This window comes from Pantoea sp. GbtcB22 (assembly GCF_019091025.1).
GTDB classification, from domain to species: Bacteria; Pseudomonadota; Gammaproteobacteria; order Enterobacterales; family Enterobacteriaceae; genus Pantoea; species Pantoea leporis.
This window is the reverse complement of record NZ_JAGXKB010000004.1, coordinates 380673-396453: the sequence shown is the minus strand read 5'-3', so window position 1 is coordinate 396453 and position 15781 is coordinate 380673. Positions and strand designations below refer to the sequence as shown.

Annotated in this window: 17 protein-coding genes and 1 tRNA gene; 9 read left to right on the top strand and 9 right to left on the bottom strand. The window is 51.7% G+C overall.

The window, feature by feature from the left end; all coding sequences use genetic code 11:
• The first annotated feature begins 203 nt into the window (after positions 1–203).
• Positions 204–830, top strand: coding sequence for a response regulator transcription factor (locus KVT28_RS16150; protein WP_217549257.1), 627 nt, complete (start codon positions 204–206; stop codon positions 828–830).
• Positions 831–863: 33 nt separating this feature from the next.
• A complete protein-coding gene (locus KVT28_RS16145) occupies positions 864–1490 on the top strand; it encodes a LuxR C-terminal-related transcriptional regulator (RefSeq protein ID WP_217549255.1) in 627 nt (208 codons plus the stop codon).
• A 72-nt stretch (positions 1491–1562) separates the two neighbouring features.
• Here the strand turns inward: KVT28_RS16145 and KVT28_RS16140 are convergent, their stop codons facing one another.
• From KVT28_RS16140 to aspA, 7 genes are all read right to left on the bottom strand, one after another.
• Positions 1563–1925, bottom strand: a complete 363-nt coding sequence (locus KVT28_RS16140) for a hypothetical protein (RefSeq protein ID WP_217549253.1) — start codon at positions 1923–1925, stop codon at positions 1563–1565.
• Positions 1926–2200: 275 nt separating this feature from the next.
• The gene (locus KVT28_RS16135; protein ID WP_217549251.1) at positions 2201–2698 is read right to left on the bottom strand and encodes a hypothetical protein; all 498 of its coding nucleotides are present in this window, start codon (positions 2696–2698) and stop codon (positions 2201–2203) included.
• Between the two features lie 415 nt (positions 2699–3113).
• Positions 3114–3189: transfer RNA gene (locus tag KVT28_RS16130), tRNA-Phe, on the bottom strand.
• Between the two features lie 108 nt (positions 3190–3297).
• Positions 3298–3876, bottom strand: a complete 579-nt coding sequence (locus tag KVT28_RS16125) for a transcriptional regulator (protein WP_101762303.1) — start codon at positions 3874–3876, stop codon at positions 3298–3300.
• A gap of 66 nt (positions 3877–3942) precedes the next feature.
• On the bottom strand, positions 3943–5643 hold the full coding sequence (locus KVT28_RS16120; protein WP_217549249.1) for a protein-disulfide reductase DsbD: 1701 nt from the start codon (positions 5641–5643) through the stop codon (positions 3943–3945).
• An 83-nt stretch (positions 5644–5726) separates the two neighbouring features.
• On the bottom strand, positions 5727–7028 hold the full coding sequence (locus KVT28_RS16115; RefSeq protein ID WP_110868091.1) for an anaerobic C4-dicarboxylate transporter: 1302 nt from the start codon (positions 7026–7028) through the stop codon (positions 5727–5729).
• A gap of 117 nt (positions 7029–7145) precedes the next feature.
• On the bottom strand, positions 7146–8582 hold the full coding sequence (aspA, locus tag KVT28_RS16110; protein ID WP_101762300.1) for an aspartate ammonia-lyase: 1437 nt from the start codon (positions 8580–8582) through the stop codon (positions 7146–7148).
• Between the two features lie 375 nt (positions 8583–8957).
• Between aspA and KVT28_RS16105 the strand changes: the two genes are divergently transcribed.
• From KVT28_RS16105 to KVT28_RS16090, 4 genes are all read left to right on the top strand, one after another.
• A complete protein-coding gene (locus tag KVT28_RS16105) occupies positions 8958–9410 on the top strand; it encodes an FxsA family protein (RefSeq protein ID WP_192236087.1) in 453 nt (150 codons plus the stop codon).
• 191 nt (positions 9411–9601) lie between these two features.
• Positions 9602–9895, top strand: coding sequence for a co-chaperone GroES (locus tag KVT28_RS16100; protein ID WP_101762298.1), 294 nt, complete (start codon positions 9602–9604; stop codon positions 9893–9895).
• 46 nt (positions 9896–9941) lie between these two features.
• On the top strand, positions 9942–11594 hold the full coding sequence (gene groL / locus KVT28_RS16095; protein WP_101762297.1) for a chaperonin GroEL: 1653 nt from the start codon (positions 9942–9944) through the stop codon (positions 11592–11594).
• Positions 11595–11791: 197 nt separating this feature from the next.
• Positions 11792–12139: a DUF4156 domain-containing protein gene (locus KVT28_RS16090; protein WP_008104416.1), complete on the top strand. Its 348-nt coding sequence runs from the start codon at positions 11792–11794 to the stop codon at positions 12137–12139.
• A 37-nt stretch (positions 12140–12176) separates the two neighbouring features.
• Here KVT28_RS16090 and epmB read toward each other — a convergent pair whose 3' ends face one another.
• Positions 12177–13205, bottom strand: coding sequence for an EF-P beta-lysylation protein EpmB (gene epmB / locus KVT28_RS16085; protein WP_192235896.1), 1029 nt, complete (start codon positions 13203–13205; stop codon positions 12177–12179).
• A 42-nt stretch (positions 13206–13247) separates the two neighbouring features.
• On the opposite strand from epmB, the gene efp reads away from it, so the two are divergent.
• Both efp and KVT28_RS16075 read left to right on the top strand, forming a co-directional pair.
• The gene (gene efp / locus KVT28_RS16080) at positions 13248–13814 is read left to right on the top strand and encodes an elongation factor P (RefSeq protein ID WP_034826669.1); all 567 of its coding nucleotides are present in this window, start codon (positions 13248–13250) and stop codon (positions 13812–13814) included.
• A 145-nt stretch (positions 13815–13959) separates the two neighbouring features.
• A complete protein-coding gene (locus tag KVT28_RS16075) occupies positions 13960–14094 on the top strand; it encodes an entericidin A/B family lipoprotein (RefSeq protein WP_007886592.1) in 135 nt (44 codons plus the stop codon).
• 39 nt (positions 14095–14133) lie between these two features.
• Here KVT28_RS16075 and KVT28_RS16070 read toward each other — a convergent pair whose 3' ends face one another.
• Positions 14134–14658, bottom strand: a complete 525-nt coding sequence (locus tag KVT28_RS16070) for a lipocalin family protein (protein ID WP_101762294.1) — start codon at positions 14656–14658, stop codon at positions 14134–14136.
• A 136-nt stretch (positions 14659–14794) separates the two neighbouring features.
• Between KVT28_RS16070 and epmA the strand changes: the two genes are divergently transcribed.
• Entirely contained in the window at positions 14795–15772 is a 978-nt protein-coding gene (epmA, locus tag KVT28_RS16065) for an elongation factor P--(R)-beta-lysine ligase (protein WP_101762293.1), read from the top strand.
• Positions 15773–15781: the final 9 nt, after the last annotated feature.

Here is a 15781-nt window from a genome sequence, read left to right as displayed (position 1 = left end):
GATTCTGTCCTTACTCCGATAATCAAATAAAACTTGGAAAAGTGAAAAACATTATGTGTAAAAGAAAAGCTGCAGGAAACATTCGCTCTGAAACTTGGTGCTCGATGCTAATAACAAGCACCATTTTTTGGGGGGTGATAATTTCCATTGTTGTATAAAACGACAAAGAAGACATTCAAAAAAGACAATAGTAGGTTTATAAGATGACTAAAATTATTATTATTGACGATCATCCGCTCATTGCACGCGGTATAACTATTCTTATGGAAGGTGAACCTGTAACCGTCGTGGGATGCTATACCAGAGCGGAGAAAGCATTTGAAGCAATCATCCGTGACACTCCAGATATTATTATCACTGACCTTAACCTACCTGATTATCATGGTACCGAAGTCATTAGAATACTTAAATCTCTCAACATTATGAGTAAAGTTATCGTATTGACAAATAGTAAAGACGCCGTGTGTATTGCTGAATGCCGTGCATTGGGTGTTAGTGCATACGTGCATAAATCTCAGCTTAGCGACGAGCTTAAAAAAGCCATTTTAGATGTTTCAAAAGTCGCATGCCCACCTCTATCAGTTAGTTCAGTTCTTTCTTCAATTGAACATAGTGTCCCGCTTATCGCTAGCAGGAGAAATATTTTGACTGCAAAGGAACGAGAAGTTCTGTTAGCACTATCCACAGGAAGAACCAATAAAACAGTTGCTAACGATCTCATGATTAGTGAAAAAACCGTGAGTACTCACAAGCAAAACATTATAAGAAAACTTGGTGCAGGCAATCTTCTACAAGCATTAAAAATCGCTCATGAAATGAAAATTTGGTAATCGTTAACATCAGGGAAATTTAGGAGGAACACCATGTTTACTATGGCCATCCTTGAAAGTGATAAATTTGCAGTAAAGGGACTAACCGATTACTTTTGTTCTCCCACCATTGGTATCTCAACCTTTGGAAATCTGTCTTTGCTATCAACGGCGCTTAATCATGGGGGCTTTGATGTTGTTATCATGGAGTTAGTGACGCACGATGATAATTTTTATGATTGTGTTGATTTCGCGCGTCATTTCTCCAAAAATCATCCTGAAACTAAGTTGATTATCTATACAAGATTTACTGATAAAGTTTTAATGCAATTCGTTGCACATCATATCACCAAAGGTCACATCCTTTTCAAGCACGATAGCCTGAGATTATTAGCCTCATACATATTCTTGAATGACAATTATAATTTATTTCATAGTTCATCTGACATCAAAGTGCTGAAATATATAGCATCTGAATCCACATTAATTTCTCTCATCGAATGGAATACATTACGACATCTGGCTAAAGGATTGCCGCTAACGAGCATCAGCAGAGAGATAAATGTAAGCGTAAAAACCATCAGCCAGCGTAGAAAATCTTTGATGACAAAAATGGCATGTAAAAATAGCGTTAGCTTTTACCTTAAACTGATAAATTCAGGAGTAGTACACATCTCTTAGATTAACGTTAATTAATAAAAAACCCGCACATAGCGGGTAATTACATGAGGTTTTTGTGAGTTACATTGAGAGTCAATTAACCTGGCTCGCAACTGATGCAGATAAGTCATGCCTGATTTTAAAGCAAAGATTACGAATAGAATATTGATACTTCGGCATCACTAAATAGTTAACATCATCACTTACCTTCTTCTTAATACCAATATATTTCTTTGTATTCTTACTAATCGAATCATACTCCCCCTGATACTTTTCATATGCTACTGGATTAAAATCCTTCAATGCAGCAAGTTCTTGCTTACACTCCTGAATTCGTTCTGATGAGCTATTTACAACTGATGTGTAGGCGGGCTCAGCATCATGGCTACTTTCCGCTTTATGTGCAGCACAACCCGTCAGAAATAATGTTGTGGCGATAAATAAATACTTTTTCATGAAAATCAACCATTACTTTACTGTGAAAAAAACAGATGTGCGATAAAATCGTTCACATCCTCAGACTTATTTAGAAGCTGAGTGAATAATAAAGTAATAGTAAATTTCACCGATCCGAGATATTTCTTGTTCTGAAAAAAATTATCAATAATCGTCAGATGAATTGTGGATTTGTATGAAAAATACTATGTAAGAGCTGATTTTTCAGTGCTTCGGGATTTCTTGAACATGAAGTTCACTCAAGCTAGGACTGTGCGATTTAGCTTATATCTTAGTTATCTGTGGTTCAGAGAGGACAAAGCTAAGTTAAAAGTTTCTTTGCTGAGAGGTACGGCTCTGATTTGCAAATGGTCTGCAATCCGAATCGTCCAACATGATGTGTCCCGAACCAGAGATAAGATATACCGCCTATCAAATATTAGGCCATTCGGGTCAATAGCTTCCAGTATTGCTCTACCTCGTGAGCCCGCCTCTCCATAGATTCTGAGAGGAATAATGCGAACTTTTAAGTTCTGTTTTCTAAGTAATAGTGTGCTGGCATTGTAATAGCTTGGGGGGGAATTAGGCCAAAGCTGAATGCTTTCATCTTGAACAGGGATCACAGCTGATCTCATGCGAAAGCCTGATCCACATAGCCAGTCCTGCACCCGTGCGACAAGCTCTTGCATTGCGAAGCTAAACCATAAAGTATCATTTTTTATTTGTGCAAGGTGCATAAGCTCATCATCACGCTGATCTTGCCGCATGTAGGCCATTGTATCTCTACCAAGCATTTACAGCCCCTTAGCCAGTCAAATACCGTTGAACTCTATAACGTTAATCATTTTGCCTAAAGTGCCATTTATAACGCGATGATTCGTAATAGCTGCGAACGGCGAACGTAGGTACTACCGTCTAAAACTGTAACGAATTAGCCGAAAGCAACTCGAGCAAACTTGATAAGTTGAAAGGACTAGCCCTTAGCCGTTCGAATGATTCTTTTAGATGGAAGTTGACATAACTTGAAGGGATTGTAATTATTTACGGCAACGAGAAAAGGGCGCCAGCAGCAACTGGTACCCTTTCTTGAAGATTTTTATGTTCAATCTTGGATGATGCATCTGTCAATGCAGTCACCGTTGCTTTGAACACCATCTTCGTTTAGACACCCGTTAGAGATCTCACTTCTAACCAGTGTGCTTCGATGTATGGTGCCCGGACGCGGAATCGAACCACGGACACGGGGATTTTCAATCCCCTGCTCTACCGACTGAGCTATCCGGGCAACGGGGCGCATTAAACCCTAATGGCTTACAGCCGTCAACGGCTTTCGTCAAAAAAGCGGTGCAATCGTGATTGATTGCTTGCTTTTCAGACAAGGTGAACAAAAAGGCTACGCCAGCGCACCATTTTTACGGCACAGCGCGATACCAAGTACATCTTCCGCCAGACGGCGCGCCGTCGCGACATCCTGTACGTTGCGTTTCACCAGCAGTTTGCTCAGACAACCTTCCAGAATCAGCTCCATCTGATCGGCCACCATGCTGGGATTATCCAGCGCTAAATCGACCAGAATTTCATGGGTGAATTGCCACGAACTGCGCTTTTGCTGTTCGGCTAGCTGATGCACCGGCTGATCGGGTTGCGGATAGAAGCTGCAGGCGGCGATAAACAGGCAGCCGGGAAAACGGCCTTTGCTGACGTGCTCACTCAGCACTTCGTAGCGGGCTAACAACTTTTGTTCGGCGCTGAGGTGTTCATCAAGCTGTACCTGACGACGCCAGCTGTCAATCTGCTGGCCGTGATAGCGCAGCGCGTCATACAGCAAAGCATCACGATCGGGCCAGAAACGCGTGAGTTGTTCGGCTTCAAGACCGGTTGCGCCAGCCAGCTGAGTTAGGGAAGTGGTGGCGGCCAGGCCGCTTTGTTCGAGCACATTCAACGCATGCTCGAGTATTTGTTCACGTTGCAAGTGACTCTCCTCTGGAATGCGGGCCCGCTCGCGGACGAACGGGCAGTGTCCTGCTGACAGTGTCGTTTAACGTGACACATTCTGCAAATGTGCGCGGAAATCGGCGGCGTTGAGGAAGCCGGTGACGCGCGAATCGGGGATCTCTTTGCCTTGCGCATCGAAGAACAGAATGGTGGGCAAACCTAAAACCTGCAGATGCTGCAACAGCGCGTTGTCCTGCGCGTTATTGGCGGTGACATTGGCTTGCAGCAGTTGTACCTGACTTAGCGCGTTACGCACGCCCTCATCGCTGAAGGTGTATTTCTCGAACTCTTTGCAGGCCACACACCAGTCGGCGTAGAGATCGACCATGGTGATACGGCCTTGCGCCTGCTGTAGCGCGCTGTCGAGCTGCTCGCTGCTATTGATGGTGTGGAACGGCAGATGCGCCACGGCTTGCGCACTGTTGCTGCTGCCAAACGCCCAATCCTGTAGCGGGCGCGCACTGACCAGCGCGGCGGCAAGCATGATGACTTGCAGCACGCGCCATTTGCCGCTGGCGCGCAGGCTGAGGCTGAATGCCCAGGCAAAAAATGCCACGCCAAGCAGGCTCCACAGACGGATGCCCCACAGATCGCCAATCACGCGTTCCAGCAGGAATACCGGCAGCGCCAGAATCACAAAGCCAAAACCTTCTTTGACGGTTTGCATCCAGGGTCCACTTTTTGGCAGCAGCTTGTTGCCAAACATCGTCACGGCAATCAGCGGCAGGCCCATGCCGAAGGCATAGAGCCACAGCGTGCCGGCTCCGGCCCACAGATTACCGCTCTGCGCGATGTACAGCAGAATGGCGCTGAGCGGTGCGGTGGTGCAGGGCGAGCAGATCAACCCGGCCAGTGCACCCATCATGAAGACGCCCGGCAGCGAGCCACCTTGCTGGCGATTACTCCACAGCGTGAGGCGCGTTTGCAGGCTGGCAGGCAATTGCAGCGAGAACAGGCCAAACATCGACAGCGCCAGCACGATAAACAGCGCCGACAAGCCAATCAGCACGTAAGGATGTTGCAGCGCCGCCTGGAAGCGTAATCCGGCCGCTGCCACAACCATGCCGAGCACGGTGTACGTCAGCGCCATACCTTGCACATACACCATCGCCAGCGCGAACAATCGCCCCATCGAATAGCGGCGTGGGCCTCCTAAAATGATGCTGGAGATCAGCGGATACATCGGCAGCACACACGGCGTGAAAGCGACGCCAATACCAATCAGCAACGCCCAAAGCGGTGAAAACGGCAGCGGCGTGCTGTGATTGGCGGGCTGCGCACTGACCGCAGGCGCAGCCTGATTGGCGGCAACCGCGCTCAGCGGCACCGCGCGGGTTTCCGGCGGATAGCAGAAGCCCGCAGCCGCACAGCCCTGATAGGTCACGGTGACGGTCGCGCCGGCAGCGGCCTGGCGCAGCGTGATCGGCAGTTGCAGATCCTGCGGATAGATTTCACTTTTGCCGTAGAACTCATCTTCGTGCGGCTGGCCCGGCGGCAGCGTAAGTGGAGCAATTTGCGCTTTTTGCGGCGTGACGTGGATTTGCTGGCGATAGAGATAGTAGCCATCCTTCACTTTCCAGCTGAGCGTCAGCTGATTGCCTTGCTGAGTGAAATCGAAGCCAAACGCCTGATCAACCGGCACAAAGCGGCTGTTATTGTTCGGAGAGAAGAGTGAGGCTTGTGCCGAAAGGCAGAAAACCAACGCCAGGCAAAAGCCGGCAAGGTGAAAGAGTCGTGCAGCCATAGCGAATGAATGAGCTCCGGTGGCGAATAGGCTGCGATAATAGCACGACCGCTTCGCCACGAGGTTTTCAGGATGTAAACGCGCTACAGAATCAGGCTGCCAAACAGGAAGCCAAACGCCACCGAGAAGGCAATCGCCAACACGCCGGGAATAATAAAGGAGTGATTAAACACAAACTTGCCGATACGCGTTGAACCGGTGTCATCCATTTCTACTGCGGCCAGCAGCGTAGGATAGGTTGGCAGCACAAACAGCGCGGAAACCGCCGCAAAGGACGCGACGGCGGCCAGCGGCGAGACGCCCAGCATCAACGCGGCAGGCATCAACGCTTTGGTGGTGGCGGCTTGCGAATAGAGCAGCGTAGAGGCGAAGAACAGCACCAGCGCCAGCATCCACGGATAACCTTGCAGCATATCACCGGCTAACGCCTGGATATCGTTGAGGTGCGCTTTGACAAAGGTATCGCCCAGCCATGCTACGCCCATCACGCAGATACAGGCGCTCATGCCCGATTTAAAGGTGCTGGCGCTGAGGATTTCACCGGTATCGACTTTACAGGTCAGGCAGATCAGCGTGGCAACGGTCAGCATAAACACCACGATGGCTTCGTTGCGTGGCAGCACGGGATTGCTGATCAGGCCAACGCTGTCGCTAATTGCGGTGGCGTAGAGCACCACGGCGGCGATGCCGATCAGGAACAGCAATACGGCACGCTTCGCGCCCGGTTTGATGTCATAAACCTGCTCACCGCGCAGTTTCACTTCACCTTTCGCTAAACGCGCCTGATATTTCTCATCATCCCTGAGCTCCTTGCCGAGAAAACTGGTGATGATGGCGGCGCAGAAGATCGCTGCCATGGTAGAGGGAATCGCCACACCCAGCAGCGCCAGATAACTCACGCCATGCGGTTCCAGGATTGAAGCGAAGAATACCACCGCCGCCGAGAGCGGCGAGGCGGTAATGGCAATCTGCGAGGCGACGACCGCAATCGACAACGGACGCGACGGGCGCACGCCTTGCTCTTTCGCCACTTCGGCAATCACCGGCAAGGTGGAGAACGCGGTGTGACCGGTGCCGGCCAGCAGCGTCATGACATAGGTGACCAGCGGCGCAAGGAAGGTGACATAGCGTGGATGGCGGCGCAGCAGGCGTTCTGCTAATCCCACCAGATAATCGAGACCACCGGCGATCTGCATCGCGGCAATTGCGGCAATCACCGCCATGATAATTTCGATTACATCAAAGGGAATCGCGCCGGGTTTCAAGCCGCAAATCAGCGTCAACGCCAGCACACCTAAACCGCCCGCGAAACCAATACCGATGCCGCCCAGACGCGCACCGAGCCAGATCGCCAGCAGGACAATAACCAACTCCACTACTACCATTCGTTCCACTCCCTGAGCCGCGGAGAAATCCCGACTCTTAAAGTTGTAGCCGCCAAAATGAAAAAAGCACGCCGCATTGTATATGGGCGTACTGTTGGCAACTTGATCCGGAACGGATTACTGTTCGTTTTCGTCGGTGTAACGTTTGGCTTTGTACGCCGGATGCATCAGGTTCTGAATGGAGAAAATGTCATCCAGTTCGGTTTCCGTTAGCAGGCCACGCTCCAGCACCACTTCACGCACGCTTTTACCGGTTTCGGCGCAAATCTTACCGACGATATCGCCGTTGTGGTGGCCGATGTACGGGTTAAGGTAAGTGACGATACCAATCGAGTTGAACACGTAAGCTTCACACACCGCTTTGTTGGCGGTGATGCCGTTGACGCATTTTTCCAGCAGGTTGAAGCAGGCGTTAGTCAGAATGCTGATCGATTCAAACAGCGCCTGGCCAATCACTGGCTCCATCACGTTGAGCTGCAGCTGACCCGCTTCTGACGCCATGGTGACGGTAATGTCATTGCCGATCACCTTGAAGCACACCTGATTCACCACTTCTGGCACCACCGGATTGACTTTGGCGGGCATGATTGATGAACCGGCCTGCAGTTCAGGCAGGTTGATCTCATTCAGGCCGGCGCGCGGACCGGAGGAGAGCAGGCGCAGGTCGTTACAGATTTTCGACAGTTTCACGGCCAGGCGTTTCAGCGCCGAGTGCACCATCACGTACGCGCCGCAGTCGGAGGTGGCTTCAATCAAATCTTCTGCAGGCACCACCGGCAGATTACTCACTTCCGCCAGACGCTGTACCGCCAACTGCTGATAGCCATCCGGCGTATTGAGACGTGTACCGATGGCGGTGGCGCCGAGGTTCACTTCCAGCAGCAGTTCAGCGGTGCGCAGAATGCTGCGAGTCTCTTCATTCAGCAGCACGTTAAACGCGTGGAACTCCTGGCCAAGCGTCATCGGCACCGCATCCTGCAGCTGAGTACGGCCCATTTTCAGAATGCTTTCGAATTCAACCGCTTTTCGCTGGAAACCTTCGCTCAGTTGATTAATGCCGTCGAGCAGTTTCAGGATCGAAGCGTACACCGCGATACGAAAACCGGTTGGATAAGCATCGTTGGTGGACTGACACTTGTTCACGTGATCGTTGGGATTGAGGTACTGATATTCACCTTTCTGGTGGCCCATCAGCTCCAGGCCGATGTTGGCCAGCACTTCATTGGTGTTCATGTTGACCGAGGTGCCCGCGCCGCCCTGATAGACGTCAACCGGGAACTGATCCATGCATTTACCGTTATTCAGCACTTCATCACAGGCCTGAATAATGGTGTTGGCGATATTGCGGGGAATGGTCTGCAACTCTTTGTTGGCGAGCGCGGCTGCTTTCTTCACCATCACCATACCGCGGACAAACTCCGGTATGTCGCTGATTTTATTATTACTAATGTAGAAGTTTTCAATCGCACGCAGAGTATGAACACCGTAGTAAGCGTCTGCCGGAACTTCGCGCATGCCTAACAGGTCTTCTTCGATACGAATGTTGTTCGCCATGATTACCTTCTTGTTATTGCTGCCTGGTTACTGCCGGGCGTCGGGATGGACGGGCGGCAAACAACGTGCAGGTGAAGCGATTATATTGTCGTGGAATGTCAGCGCCGACATATTATCCATCTTCGCACTGACGGGCACGATCATATTCTGATGTTACAGAATTGTTTGTGCACAGATCACTTTACGGGCTTTTGCAGGCCCAGCGGTAATAACGATATGTGATGTACTTCGCAATTTTAAGTCAGTGGGAAAAAAATGGCAGGATCGGTTGAAAATGCCGGTGCAAATGCCCATCTCTATCAATACTGTCACATAGACCCTCCCTTTCTGCTGCCTGGCCATTTGCGGGGCAGCTCCAACTCACAGGAGAACTCGGTGCGCTGGTTACCGTTCGTGATTTTTTTTGTTTTGGCCTGGATTGAGATCTCTATCTTTATTCAGGTTGCGCATGCGCTGGGCGTGCTGCTCACCATGCTATTGGTGATCTTCACCTCGTGTATTGGTGTGTCGCTGGTGAAAAATCAGGGCATGAAGAACTTCCGTTTGATGCAGGAGAAGCTGGCGCGTAACGAAAGCCCGGCGGCTGAGATGACCAAAAGCGTTTCGCTGATTATCTCTGGCTTCCTGCTGCTGTTGCCCGGTTTCTTCACCGACTTCCTCGGTTTACTGCTGCTGTTGCCGCCGGTGCAGAAGCATCTGACGTTGAAGTTGATGCCGCACTTGCGCGTATGGCGAGGTCCGGGCGCCGGTCCGGATGCGGGTTTCACCGTGGACGGTGAATATGAGCGCAAAGATCAGGACCAAATAGGTCATGACAAAGACCATTAGATAATCAAGGCGGCGCAAGCCGCCTTTTTGTTGCTTTTTTCGCCGTCTGTTGCAGAAACGAAAATATTTATATTTTTTGCCCTTGAAAGCCCACTTATTGCCCCTATCTCTTCCAGCACGAGGCTGGAAGCCCTGCTGTCCGGCTCAACCCCAAAAATGAATGATTGGACTTTCTAAAGGAGAGCTATCAAATGAAAATTCGTCCATTGCACGATCGCGTTATCGTCAAGCGTAAAGAAGTCGAAGCTAAATCAGCGGGCGGCATCGTGCTGACCGGTTCAGCTGCCGGTAAATCTACCCGCGGTGAAATCCTGGCTGTTGGCAAAGGCCGCATCCTGGAAAACGGTGAAGTTAAGCCACTGGACGTAAAAGTGGGTGATCTGGTGATTTTCAGCGAAGGCTACGGTGCCAAAACCGAGAAAATCGACAACGAAGAAGTTCTGATCATCTCCGAAAGCGACATCCTGGCAGTTGTTGAAGCGTAATTTACGCGCAATTCACTGAACGAAACGAATTTAAGGGATATTTGAAATGGCAGCTAAAGACGTAAAATTCGGTAATGACGCACGCGTAAAAATGCTGCGCGGCGTAAACGTACTGGCAGATGCAGTAAAAGTTACCCTGGGCCCGAAAGGCCGTAACGTGGTTCTGGATAAATCTTTTGGTGCACCGACCATCACCAAAGATGGTGTTTCTGTTGCGCGTGAAATCGAGCTGGAAGACAAGTTCGAAAACATGGGCGCACAGATGGTGAAAGAAGTGGCCTCTAAAGCGAACGACGCAGCAGGCGACGGCACCACCACCGCAACTGTACTGGCTCAGGCCATCATCACCGAAGGCCTGAAAGCCGTCGCTGCGGGCATGAACCCGATGGATCTGAAGCGCGGTATCGATAAAGCCGTTATCGCCGCCGTTGAAGAACTGAAAACCCTGTCTGTGCCTTGCCAGGATTCACGCGCGATTGCACAGGTTGGTACCATCTCTGCTAACTCTGATGAAACCGTGGGCAAACTGATTGCAGACGCGATGGACAAAGTGGGCAAAGAAGGCGTTATCACCGTTGAAGAAGGCACCGGCCTGCAAGACGAGCTGGACGTGGTTGAAGGTATGCAGTTTGACCGCGGCTACCTGTCTCCGTACTTCATCAACAAGCCAGAAACAGGCGCTGTTGAGCTGGAAACCCCGTTCATCCTGCTGGCTGACAAGAAAATCTCTAACATCCGCGAAATGCTGCCAGTGCTGGAAGCCGTTGCGAAAGCCGGTAAGCCACTCCTGATCATTGCAGAAGACGTGGAAGGTGAAGCCCTGGCAACGCTGGTGGTGAACACCATGCGCGGTATCGTCAAAGTGGCTGCGGTTAAAGCACCTGGCTTCGGCGACCGTCGTAAAGCGATGCTGCAGGATATCGCTATCCTGACCGGCGGTACCGTGATCTCTGAAGAGATCGGTATGGAGCTGGAGAAAGCCACCCTGGAAGATCTGGGTCAGGCAAAACGCGTTGTGATCAACAAAGACACCACCACCATCATCGATGGCGTGGGCGATCAAGGCGCTATCTCTGGCCGCGTAACGCAGATTCGTCAGCAGATCGAAGAAGCAACCTCTGATTACGACAAAGAGAAACTGCAGGAGCGCGTAGCGAAACTGGCAGGCGGCGTAGCCGTGCTGAAAGTGGGCGCAGCAACTGAAGTTGAAATGAAAGAGAAGAAAGCACGCGTTGAAGATGCCCTGCACGCGACCCGTGCTGCGGTTGAAGAAGGCGTGGTTGCCGGTGGTGGTGTGGCGCTGGTTCGCGTTGCAGCGAAAATCGCCGCATCTGGCCTGAAAGGCGATAACGAAGATCAGAACGTGGGTATCAAAGTTGCGCTGCGCGCAATGGAAGCCCCGCTGCGTCAGATCGTTTCCAACGCCGGCGAAGAGCCTTCAGTTGTTGCTAACAACGTGAAAGCAGGCGACGGTAACTACGGTTATAACGCGCAGACTGAAGAGTACGGCAACATGATCGACTTCGGTATCCTGGATCCAACCAAAGTGACTCGTTCTGCGCTGCAGTACGCTTCATCGGTTGCGGGCCTGATGATCACCACCGAAGCGATGGTGACTGACCTGCCAAAAAGCGACGCACCTGATTTAGGCGGCGCTGGCGGTATGGGTGGCATGGGCGGAATGGGCGGCATGATGTAATTGCCCCTGACTGCTTAAGTCATCTGGAAAACCCCCGATCGGAAACGGTCGGGGGTTTTTCTTTTGCTGGGGAACAAGGTATAAGTAAGGGCGCAATACTTCGGCTTTACGGGTTTAGGGCAATGAATGTTCAGAAAAAAAGTGCGCTTTTCTGCTACGCTGCCGCCCGACACTGATGATAATAAATGGGGATTACAATGCGGATTAACCTCTTGCTCGGTCTGGCAGTCGGAACTTTACTGCTGGCGGGCTGTAGCAGCTCCAATCAATTGAGTGCTGGCGGCGAACGTGTGACCTTCGTCGACCAACAACCCGCAAGTCAATGTCAGCTGCTGGGAACGCTTACCGGCTCTCAGAGCAACTGGCTGAGCGGTTCAGGCGGTGAAGGCAGTTCACTGCGTGGCGCGGCTAACGACCTACGCAACCGCGCGGCAGAAATGGGCGGCAACGTGATTTATGGCGCCACCAGCCCGACGCAGAATCTGCTGTCAGCTTTCGCACCGCTCGACAGCAAAATGACCGGCCAGGTGTATAAGTGCCCGTAAGTTGCAGTTGTAAAAAAAGCCGCTGATGCGGCTTTTTTTATGCCTGACGCAGCTGCAAATCCAGCGGCGTCTTGCTTGGCTCGCCGCCAATCTCACGCGCCAGTTTCGGCACCATATAACCGGAAACCATCGGCAGCAGCTGGCGCATCAGCCCACGTGCTTCCTCATCTGACACAAAGAAGTGCGCCGCGCCTTGCACCTTATCCAGCACGTGCAGGTAGTAGGGCAGAATGCCAGCATCAAACAGCGCATTACTGAGATCCGCTAGCGTCTGCGCATCATCATTCACATCACGCAGCAACACGCTCTGATTGAGCAGCGTCACGCCGGCACGCTTCAGCATCTGCATGCCGTAACGCAGCTCATCATCAATTTCCTGCGCATGGTTGATATGGCTCACCATCAATACCTGCAGGCGCGTGTCCGCCAGAATCTGACACAAGCTTTCGGTGATACGCGACGGGATCACCACCGGCAAGCGGCTGTGAATACGCAGGCGTTTGAGATGCGGGATTTTCTCCAGCGCGCCCACCAGCCATGCCAGTTCATGATCTTTCGCCATCAGCGGATCGCCGCCAGAGAAGATGATCTCGTCCAGTTCCGGATGCGTGGCGATGTAGTCAATCGCTGCCTGCCAGTTGCGCTTGTTGCCCTGATTATCCTGATAGGGGAAATGGCGGCGGAAACAGTAGCGGCAGTTGACCGCACAGCCGCCTTTTACCAGCAGCAGCGCTCGGTTTCTATACTTATGCAGTAAACCCGGCACCACGCTGCTTTGTTCATCCAGCGGATCGGTGCTATAACCTGGCGCATCGATAAATTCCTGACGGCTGGTGAGCACTTGCAGCAGCAGCGGGTCCGTCGCATCGCCTTTTTTCATGCGTGCGATGAAGGCGCGCGGTACGCGCAGGGCGAAAAGCTTGCGCGCATCCGCGCCTGCGGCCAGATCAGCATGCTGATCAAGAGATAAAAGTTGCAGTAATTCAGCAGGTTCGGTGACAACATCAGCTAGTTGCTGCAACCAATCTTCTCTGACGGGGGGATTTAGGGTTACAATGTGTGCCATTTTTTTGGCTATTTACCAGTTCAATATTTACAGAGGGCCTTTATGGCGACTTATCTTAGCAACGATTTCCGTCCCGGTCTTAAAATCATGTTCGAAGGCGAGCCATATGCCATCGAAGCCAGTGAGTTCGTTAAGCCGGGTAAAGGCCAGGCATTTGCGCGCGTTAAAATGCGTCGTCTGCTGACCGGTTCTCGCGTTGAGAAGACCTTCAAATCTACTGACTCTGCCGAAGGCGCAGACGTTCGTGATATGACGCTGCAATACTCTTACAACGACGGCGACTTCTACTACTTCATGCACCCAGAATCTTTCGAGCAGTATCAGATCGAATCTAAAGTGCTGGATGACGTGACCAAGTGGCTGCAGGACAATGCGGATTGTATCGTTACCCTGTGGAACGATAAAGCGATCGCTGTTCAGCCACCGAACTTCATCGAAGCGGAAGTTATCGAAACCGATCCAGGCCTGAAGGGTGATACCGCAGGTACCGGCGGTAAGCCCGCTACGCTGTCGACTGGCGCGGTAATCAAAGTGCCATTGTTTGTACAAATTGGCGAAGTGGTAAAAGTAGATACCCGCTCTGGCGAATACGTTTCTCGCGTAAAATAATCGTCAAATCAGGCGCATCATTGATGCGCCTTTTTTCTCACTGTGTGTTTCCCTTCTCTTTTTTCATCCGTCCAATCCGCAGTTTTACAGATCAAGACTATGCTTTAAGAGCTGTACTTTTACTGCAACCAAAAAGGATATGGCTATGTTAAAGAAAAGTATTGTCGCGATTTTTTCCGTGCTGGTGCTCTCATCCGTTCTGACCGCTTGTAACACCACGCGTGGTGTTGGCGAAGACGTTTCGGCGGGCGGCAAGGCAATCCAGCGCAGCGCACAGTAAGATAGTCCGGTGCGAAAGCGACTTTCGCACCGGTCCTCTCTATTTCTGCTCCACCCAAATCAGCTCATCCACCGGGAATCCGGCACTTCTGGCCTGTTCAACCAGGCGTTGCTTAACATTTTCATCCAGCTGCGGCGTACGTGACAGAATCCACAAGTAGCTACGATTCGGCCCGCACACCAGCGCATAGCGATAGTCAGGATCCAGTGCGATCACGTTGTAGCCGCCATAGAAAGGGCCAAAGAACGACACTTTCAGCGCGGCGCGTTGTTTATCGCCGGTGAAATAGGCTTTGCCAACGCTCTCTTGCCAGCGCTGTTTCTGCTGATTGTAGCCGCGGTTGATCACCTTCAAGCCGCCGTCCTCGCGCGGACTATAATTAGCGGTAACCTGTTGTAATCCTCGCTCAAAGCGGTGATCGAGTCGGGCGATTTCATACCATTGGCCGAGATAGCGCTGACTGTCGAAACCTTCTACTACCGTGACACCTTTAGGCGGCGCGGTTGAGCAGGCAACGGAGAGAAAAGCGCTCAGGCTGGCAAGCAGGGTTTTCCATGGGGACATTGTGGGATTCCTCTACGATTTTAATGGGTTAAGTATAGCTTCCCGCTAGCAAATTGCTGCCTGCGCCCGCTGCCGTTGTTTGCCATCGGCATTGCGGGTAGACTTCCACCCCTTATCTGTATGAGGAGTCATCAACATGAGCGAAACGGCAAGCTGGCAGCCGAGCGCACCCATTGCCAATTTGTTGAAACGCGCCGCTATCATGGCGGAAATACGTCGTTTCTTTGCCGATCGCGGCGTGCTGGAGGTCGATACCCCGGCGATGAGCCAGGCGACCATCACTGACATCCATCTGGTGCCGTTCCAGACGCGTTTTGTTGGGCCAGGCGCAGCCGAAGGGCGCGATCTGTGGCTGATGACCAGTCCGGAATATCACATGAAGCGCCTGCTGGCGGCCGGAAGTGGTCCGATTTACCAGATGGGGCGCAGCTTCCGTAATGAGGAGGCCGGGCGTCACCACAATCCCGAGTTCACCATGCTGGAGTGGTATCGTCCGCACTACGACATGTACCGCCTCATGAACGAGGTGGACGATTTGATGCAGCAGGTGCTGGAGTGCGACAGCGCGGAATCTCTGTCGTACCAGCAGGCGTTTATCCGCCATCTGGAAGTCGATCCGTTATCGGCTGATAAAGCGCAGCTACGCGAAGTGGCGGAGAAGCTGGGCGAGGGCGAGTTGGCCAATCGTGAAGAAGACCGCGATACGCTGCTGCAGCTGCTGTTTATGCTGGGCGTTGAGCCGAAGATTGGTAACGATAAGCCGTGCTTCGTCTACCATTTCCCTGCGACGCAGGCCGCATTGGCGGAGATCAGTACGGAAGATCACCGCGTCGCCGAGCGCTTTGAGGTCTATTACAAAGGGATTGAGCTGGCGAACGGTTTCCGTGAATTAACCGATAGCCGCGAGCAGCGTCAGCGCTTTGAGCAGGACAATCGTCGTCGTGCTGCGCGTGGCCTGCCGCAACATCCTATCGATACCTATCTGCTGGATGCGCTGGCGCACGGTATGCCTGCCTGTTCTGGCGTGGCGTTGGGCGTGGATCGTTTGATCATGCTGGCGCTGAAAGCCAGCTCGCTAAGCGAAGTGATCGCCTTCCCGGTCGATCGCAGCTAAATCATCAGG

Excerpts from the sequence above, each read along its gene's own strand:
- KVT28_RS16150 (WP_217549257.1), top strand. The coding sequence starts at position 204 with ATGACTAAAATTATTATTATTGACGATCATCCGCTCATTGCACGCGGT.
- KVT28_RS16145 (WP_217549255.1), top strand. The coding sequence starts at position 864 with ATGTTTACTATGGCCATCCTTGAAAGTGATAAATTTGCAGTAAAGGGA.
- KVT28_RS16140 (WP_217549253.1), bottom strand. The coding sequence starts at position 1,925 with ATGAAAAAGTATTTATTTATCGCCACAACATTATTTCTGACGGGTTGT.
- KVT28_RS16135 (WP_217549251.1), bottom strand. The coding sequence starts at position 2,698 with ATGCTTGGTAGAGATACAATGGCCTACATGCGGCAAGATCAGCGTGAT.
- KVT28_RS16120 (WP_217549249.1), bottom strand. The coding sequence starts at position 5,643 with ATGGCTGCACGACTCTTTCACCTTGCCGGCTTTTGCCTGGCGTTGGTT.
- KVT28_RS16115 (WP_110868091.1), bottom strand. The coding sequence starts at position 7,028 with ATGGTAGTAGTGGAGTTGGTTATTGTCCTGCTGGCGATCTGGCTCGGT.
- aspA (WP_101762300.1), bottom strand. The coding sequence starts at position 8,582 with ATGGCGAACAACATTCGTATCGAAGAAGACCTGTTAGGCATGCGCGAA.
- KVT28_RS16100 (WP_101762298.1), top strand. The coding sequence starts at position 9,602 with ATGAAAATTCGTCCATTGCACGATCGCGTTATCGTCAAGCGTAAAGAA.
- groL (WP_101762297.1), top strand. The coding sequence starts at position 9,942 with ATGGCAGCTAAAGACGTAAAATTCGGTAATGACGCACGCGTAAAAATG.
- KVT28_RS16090 (WP_008104416.1), top strand. The coding sequence starts at position 11,792 with ATGCGGATTAACCTCTTGCTCGGTCTGGCAGTCGGAACTTTACTGCTG.
- epmB (WP_192235896.1), bottom strand. The coding sequence starts at position 13,205 with ATGGCACACATTGTAACCCTAAATCCCCCCGTCAGAGAAGATTGGTTG.
- efp (WP_034826669.1), top strand. The coding sequence starts at position 13,248 with ATGGCGACTTATCTTAGCAACGATTTCCGTCCCGGTCTTAAAATCATG.
- KVT28_RS16075 (WP_007886592.1), top strand. The coding sequence starts at position 13,960 with ATGTTAAAGAAAAGTATTGTCGCGATTTTTTCCGTGCTGGTGCTCTCA.
- KVT28_RS16070 (WP_101762294.1), bottom strand. The coding sequence starts at position 14,658 with ATGTCCCCATGGAAAACCCTGCTTGCCAGCCTGAGCGCTTTTCTCTCC.
- epmA (WP_101762293.1), top strand. The coding sequence starts at position 14,795 with ATGAGCGAAACGGCAAGCTGGCAGCCGAGCGCACCCATTGCCAATTTG.